Raw genomic sequence first — 6,385 nt, 5'->3', positions numbered from 1 at the left:
ACCCCGTACTGTTAATAATCAAACTGGCCTGGCTTTGTTCTAGCAATGCATTCACTAACGCCAGTGATTCAGCATCTTTTAACGAAGCAATCGCGATCGGCAATGGATTAATACCTTGGGCTTCTAGCTCACAGATCAGCTGATCAAACATCTGCGTATTACCGCTTTGCAGATGGCTGCGGTAAAACAGTAACAGTGCGACAGGCGCTTGAAGTCCGTTACCTGTAGACCAACGCTGCTGCCACTCAACAAATGTTGCCTGATTTAGTCCCTTAAGCTCGCTAGCACTTTGATCCATGTACAACATACATTTAGGCAAAGACTTAGGCTCATGCCACTGTGATGCAACATCCCCTTTTTGCGATCCTGCAAGACATTCGCAGTTAAGATAGTTCAACAGCTGAAAGGAGTTATCCACACCGCCTTCACGCAGGTAGCGCCATACGCGTATTGTGTCGGTTTGCGGAAGCGTAGAGGCGGTAAAAAGCTCGGGATCTACCGTATCATCCCCCGGAACGATAACAAGCGTCCGATCACTATCCGCCGCAGCCCAAGCTTGAAGTCGCTCAAAGCCATATGCCCAATAACTCGCGCCGCCTAAAAGCGACAGCACCACCACCTTACTGCTCTCCAACACTTTATGCTCATAAAGGTCGAACGCTGCTGGCTTGATCAGCTGCATCCAATTAGCAAGGCGAACATCCGGCACTGCATTGTTATTCTCTACATCAGTGTCATAGGGCGCATTAGCATCAGCAAAACGCTGAGCAGCCGTAGCCAACGCGGCCAAACTACTGTCGGCTGCGGATAAAATAACAATGTCGGCCGGCGATTGGTTTAGATCGATAATACCTTCATCATCGACAAAACCACCGGGCTGTGCGGCAAGTAAGTGCATAAACTAATTAATGGTTCGAACGTAATGAAACGTTAAACCAATGCATCCTCTAGCGCCGTTTTGATAACCGACTCTTCGATACCTTTACCGATAAATACCAACTGAGTTTTTGGCTCATCACTCCCCCAAGGACGATCAAAATAAACATCTAAACGTTTACCCACAGCCTGAAGTACTTGGCGCATCGGCTTACCCGGCAGAGCCGCAAACCCTTTAGCACGGTAGATATTGAATTCACTTAATAAGCCTTTAAGCGCAACTTGTAGTTTTTCACTATCAACTTCGCCTAAAGTGATGACAAAAGAATCGAAATGGTCATGAGCATGGTCGTGGTGCTCACCATGTTCATGGTGATGATCGTGATGGTTATGCACATCATGAATACGCTCTTCAGCTGCCGCATCAAGACCCATCAATGTATCAAGCTCAGCTTCACCGTTGCTGATGTAGGTAGTTTTAACTTCACTCGGTACTTTAGCTGTCACAACTCGCTGTACATTGTCACGCTGAGTTTCATCGAGTAGGTCATTTTTACTGACAACGACAAGATCCGCAGCGCTGAGCTGATCATCTAATAACTCTTGCAAGCTAGGGTCATGATCTAAACTTTCATCAGCTAAACGCTGCGCTTGAACTTGCTCTGCATCATTGGCAAATCGTCCAGCTGCAACCGCTGGCCCATCAATCACAGTAATGACCGCGTCTACTGTGCAGTATTCTTTAATCCCCGGCCAATTGAATGCCTGAACTAAAGGCTTTGGCAGCGCAAGGCCACTGGTTTCAATCAAGATATGGTCGATATCATCACGGCGTTCAACCAACTGCTGCATTACAGGAAGAAACTCCTCCTCTACAGTGCAACAGATACAGCCATTCGCCAGTTCATAGATACCGTTTTCACTAACCGCATCCGCGCTTTGCTCTTCATCACACTCTAGCGGGCAGCTACGTAGAAGATCGGCATCGATATCCAACTCACCAAATTCATTCACAATCACCGCAATACGTTTACCCGCAGCTTGCTTTAATACATTGGAAAGCAGAGTCGTTTTACCGCTGCCTAAAAAACCAGTGACAACCGTTGTTGGGATCTTATTCAATTGCATTTTTATTACTCTTAAATTCTGTTCGTTTAGCGCTAATCATTCTTCGTGATGATCAACAAGCTCAACATATAATAATCAACAAGCTCAGCGGTCGTTTCGTTTAACCGTGCGCGGGGTCTCTGGCTTAACTCGTGGACGATACACGTGAGCCTTATCTTTTGCATAAAGGTAGGACTCTTCAAAATCATCACAATCCAACACATGCCCCACTAAGATCAGCGCCGTGCGGGTAAAGCCTTTATCACGTACCTTCTGAACGATATCGCTGAGTGTACCCACCACCTTATCTTGGTCAGGCCACGAGGAGCGGTAACACACTGCAACAGGACAATCCTCTCCATAATGAGGAATCAGTTCCTCTACAATTTTGTGGATACGTGTAACACCTAAATGAATCGCTAAGGTTGCACCGCTTTGTGCTAACTGCGGAAGACGCTCACGTTCAGGAAAAGGCGTTTTACCTTCATAACGGGTCATGATGATGGTTTGCGAAACACCCGAAAGCGTCAGCTCTTTTTTGAGATAAGCAGCCGATGCCGCTACAGCACTGACACCGGGAATCACTTCATACTCAATGCCATCGATTTCCAAGCGGCGAATCTGTTCACCAATTGCACCGTATAAAGAGGGATCACCACACTGTAAACGGGCGACATCTTTACCCTCTTTATACGCTTGTTGAATATGCAGGGTAATCTCATCCAGATCGATACTGGCCGTATCAATGATCTTTTCAGCTTTCCCCTCTACTGACTCCAACACTTCGCGCGGAATCAATGAGCCGGCATACAATACCACTGGGCATTCTTGAAGAATTCGATGACCTTTCAACGTCATCAACTCAGGATCACCGGGACCTGCACCGATAAAATAAACCTTCATAGTTTTTTACTGTATCCCCGGGGTGTATAGACCCACTCTTTGCTGCCATTAACAATACGCTTAGATTCACTGTTACCCACGCTCACCATAGTGAACATATCCACATCTTTCGCATCCAGTTCATCAAGTCGGATAATACGAATCGATTCATCTTGCCTAGTTAACTGACGACCCAACAAAACTGGGGTTTCAGCGGGACGATACTGCAATAAGATGTCGCGTGCGCTATTCAACTGCCAATCGCGCTTTTTCGATACCGGGTTATAGAAAGAGATCACAAAATCGCCGCTACCCGCACTATGGATACGCTTTTCTATCGTCTCCCAAGGTGTAAGTAGATCTGAGAGTGAAACTGTACAGAAATCGTGGCCTAGCATCGCACCAACACGACTCGCACCGGCCTGCATGGCAGATATGCCGGGGATCACTTCAATCTCTACATCTAACCATTCTGGGTGATCTTCTTTGCCCTGCAGTTGCTGATCTAGCAATTCAAACACTAAAGTCGCCATCGCATAGATACCGATATCTCCACTAGAGATCAAAGCAGTGGTTTTACCACTTGCCGCGAGATCGAGTGCTAAACGTGCGCGGCCAATCTCTTCACCTAAAGGCAGATCATGATGCTGTTTGTTATCACACACATCACCTAATAGATCTAAATACAATCCATAAGCCACTAGATCACTGCTGGCTTTAATCGCTGACAGCGCTTTCGGCGCAACAAGCTGCGCATCACCGGGTCCAGTACCTACTACATATAACTGAGTCATCAACTTCTCTAATCGGGTTCTAATTCTTTGTGTTAAAACAAAAATCTCATACTAATACGCCTTAAGTTAAATAGCGTTAAGCTAAGTAAACTCTGGCAATGGCACAGGTCGCTTTAGTGGTTTTTTGTTTATTCATAACAAGCTCTGCTTGCGCATCAATCTCATTGTCCGTCTGGCTTAGCAACATCTGCTGCGCACTGTATAGCGCCGCAGATTCAGCCACGCCATAAACGCCAACGGTTTTAAAAACATACTCAGAACGAGTGCTTAATTGAGCTTCAACGCTGCTCAGTTCTGTTTTATCCCACGTCAAATAGGGCAAGCCAAGCTTAGCAGCCAATGAGATCAAACCCACCTCATCTGCCTTAATATCAATACTGCTAAGTGAACTAACCTGCTCAATCGCAAGCCCCTGCTGAGCAAGACACTCCATCAGCAAACGCTCTAACTCCTCTTCAGGGCAGTTACGCTCACACCCCATACCTACAGTGTATTTAGGCTGTAGATAACTGTTCGCTGTTGTGATCACTGGTTCGGCATTGATCAGATCTGCTACCTGCAATGCCCAATCATTTGCGCCCCCCTCGTGTCCAGAAAGTAGAGGGATGACAAAACGGCCCTGCTCATCAAGCACCAATACGGCAGGATCTTTATACTTATCCACTAATACCGGGGCCAACGTGCGCATAACAATGCCAGTTGCACAGATAAAAATTAGCCGATCACCTGCACTAAAAAAGCTCTGCACTTGAGTAATAAACGGCTGAGGTTTATGACACACAACAGCCCCCTCAATCAGCGAACTCACCTTATCGCCGAGGTTTTTACCTTGCTCCGTCAGGCTAATAATTCTGATCATTTATGCAATCTACGCTGTCGCTGATCATGTGGGGAGATGACAAACAATGAGAAATAGGGACCACTGGCTCTTTCTAGCTCAGCAACATCAGAGACGATCTGTTGATTATCTCGGCCAATATACTCAAGGTACTGTGCATCCGATGCGCGACCCGCTTTTTGCAACAGATCTAAAATACGTATTCGGGCCTGCCCTGCTTTCATAATCACTAAGGAATCATGCTGCTCTAATGCCGCTAAAATCTGTTCATCACTATGACGACCGTTTATGACCGCAAACGATTCCTTCAACATAGTTAACGGCTGAAGCAGTGTCGCAGCAGCAGCATTAACAGAGGTAATACCCGGTACCACTTGGCATTCAAAACGATCTTCTAAACGCTCTAAAAGGTAGCTAAACGAACCATAAAAAAGCGGATCGCCTTCGCAAAGGAAAACAACATCGAGTCCCTTTTCGAGTTTTTTCGCAATCCTTTCAGCCCCTTTATCGTAAGCTTGATTCGCTAAGCTACGCTCGTTCTGCATCGGCATATAGATTGGAATCTCTTTCTGAACACCGATCGCTGCGTCTATCGCATCGATAGCGATACTCCGTGCTTGGGAATCGCCACGATCATTGGTCAGAAAGCTCAACACATCAGCGCTCTGTATTAAGCGCCATGCTTTAACCGTGAGCAGTTCAGGATCGCCCGGGCCTACGCCTACACCAATAAAGCGCCCTTTTACCACATTCATCCTGAGACTCTCTCCGCTTGTAAGCTCGTTTGTTTCACAAACTGATATAGATTGACCGGAAGACTCGGTCGATACAGCAGCTGTCCAGCCAATAGTTCACCACGGCTAACCGCTAACTGAAGCGTTTCAGCTACACAATCATCGGCATCAGCACGCTGCTGCCAGAAGTTAAACAGATGCTGTTTTGTATTTTCAGTCACTGCCGACGCAACCAATACGCCTCCTTCCGGCAGTAGCTCCCAAACTTTTGATAGCAACACAGCTAACTCACCGTCACTTCCGCCGATAAAGACTTTATTAGGCTGAGGTTGCTCATTTAAGGCTTGAGGAGCCCGACCCGGCACAATATGTAGATTGCTAACAACACCAAAACGTTGTCTATTTTCTTCAAGACAACGTAATCGATCGTCATGATGTTCTACCGCATAGATCGTGCTATCAGGGTTCCAATAGGCCAATTCAACAGAGACACCGCCGCAGCCAGCGCCTATATCCCAAACCGTATCACCCTTTGCCACATGCATGAGGGAAAGAATGGATAAACGCACCTCGCGTTTACTAATCATGCCCCGCCCAGCTTCTTCGCTATCGGTAATAAAGTGCTTATCTGCTATACCGGGGAACTCCGGTAAAAAACCGTAGTTGCTACCTGGCTTAATTAACGTGACATGCAGCGGATCAAAATCAGTTAATGAATTGATCAGTTCACTCGCTTCATAGTGACTAATTTTTTCCTCTGGGTAGCCCAGATTTTCACAGATAGAAAATGTGGCACTTTCGTAACCACATTCAATGCATTGTGCTGCTAAGGCTTGGGGGCAACTTAACTTATCAGTCAAAATTAACAACGACTGATCCTGCCTTAACCGAGTCCTCAATTTGGCTAAAGGGCGGCCATGCAGGCTTAATACTTCAACATCTTGCAGTGAAACACCCAAACGATGACAAGCGGCTTGTAGACTAGAAACAGCAGGATAAAAAAACAGCTGGCTCTTATCGCACTCTTTATCACCATCTTTATTACAATCGGCCGAGAATTGATTACAAAACCAACGTCCTATTCCGTAATAAAGCGGATCACCTGAAGCAAGCACAGCGATAGAGCTTGTTCTTTTATTCTTAACACTGCTCTT

At 46.3% G+C, this 6,385-nt stretch carries 7 protein-coding genes; all 7 read right to left on the bottom strand.

Going from position 1 to position 6,385, the window contains the following annotated elements:
- A partial coding sequence (locus tag B4K11_RS17415; protein ID WP_292959472.1) for a cobaltochelatase subunit CobN occupies nucleotides 1-898 on the bottom strand: 898 nt, incomplete at its 3' end.
- A 32-nt stretch (nucleotides 899-930) separates the two neighbouring features.
- Entirely contained in the window at nucleotides 931-2,004 is a 1,074-nt protein-coding gene (cobW, locus tag B4K11_RS17410; RefSeq protein WP_292950843.1) for a cobalamin biosynthesis protein CobW, read from the bottom strand.
- Nucleotides 2,005-2,088: 84 nt separating this feature from the next.
- Nucleotides 2,089-2,886, bottom strand: coding sequence for a precorrin-4 C(11)-methyltransferase (cobM, locus tag B4K11_RS17405; protein ID WP_292950845.1), 798 nt, complete (start codon nucleotides 2,884-2,886; stop codon nucleotides 2,089-2,091).
- Nucleotides 2,883-3,659 carry a precorrin-3B C(17)-methyltransferase gene (gene cobJ / locus B4K11_RS17400; RefSeq protein ID WP_292950847.1) on the bottom strand — a complete coding sequence of 259 codons (777 nt, stop codon included), beginning with the start codon at nucleotides 3,657-3,659 and terminating at the stop codon, nucleotides 2,883-2,885. Before cobJ ends, cobM begins: the two co-directional genes overlap by 4 nt.
- A gap of 76 nt (nucleotides 3,660-3,735) precedes the next feature.
- Nucleotides 3,736-4,518 (bottom strand): cobalamin biosynthesis protein, encoded by a 783-nt coding sequence (locus B4K11_RS17395; RefSeq protein ID WP_292950849.1) that lies wholly within the window; start codon nucleotides 4,516-4,518, stop codon nucleotides 3,736-3,738.
- Nucleotides 4,515-5,252, bottom strand: a complete 738-nt coding sequence (cobI, locus tag B4K11_RS17390) for a precorrin-2 C(20)-methyltransferase (protein ID WP_292950851.1) — start codon at nucleotides 5,250-5,252, stop codon at nucleotides 4,515-4,517. The genes B4K11_RS17395 and cobI overlap by 4 nt, the downstream gene beginning before the upstream one ends.
- The coding region (gene cbiE / locus B4K11_RS17385; protein ID WP_292959471.1) for a precorrin-6y C5,15-methyltransferase (decarboxylating) subunit CbiE at nucleotides 5,249-6,385 on the bottom strand (1,137 nt) is incomplete at its 5' end. The genes cobI and cbiE, both read right to left, overlap by 4 nt.

This window comes from Neptuniibacter sp. UBA6509 (assembly GCA_002435145.1).
In the GTDB taxonomy this organism is placed as follows: Bacteria; Pseudomonadota; Gammaproteobacteria; order Pseudomonadales; family Balneatricaceae; genus Neptuniibacter.
The sequence above is the reverse complement of the archived record's forward strand: the minus strand, read 5'-3'. Positions and strand labels throughout refer to the sequence as shown.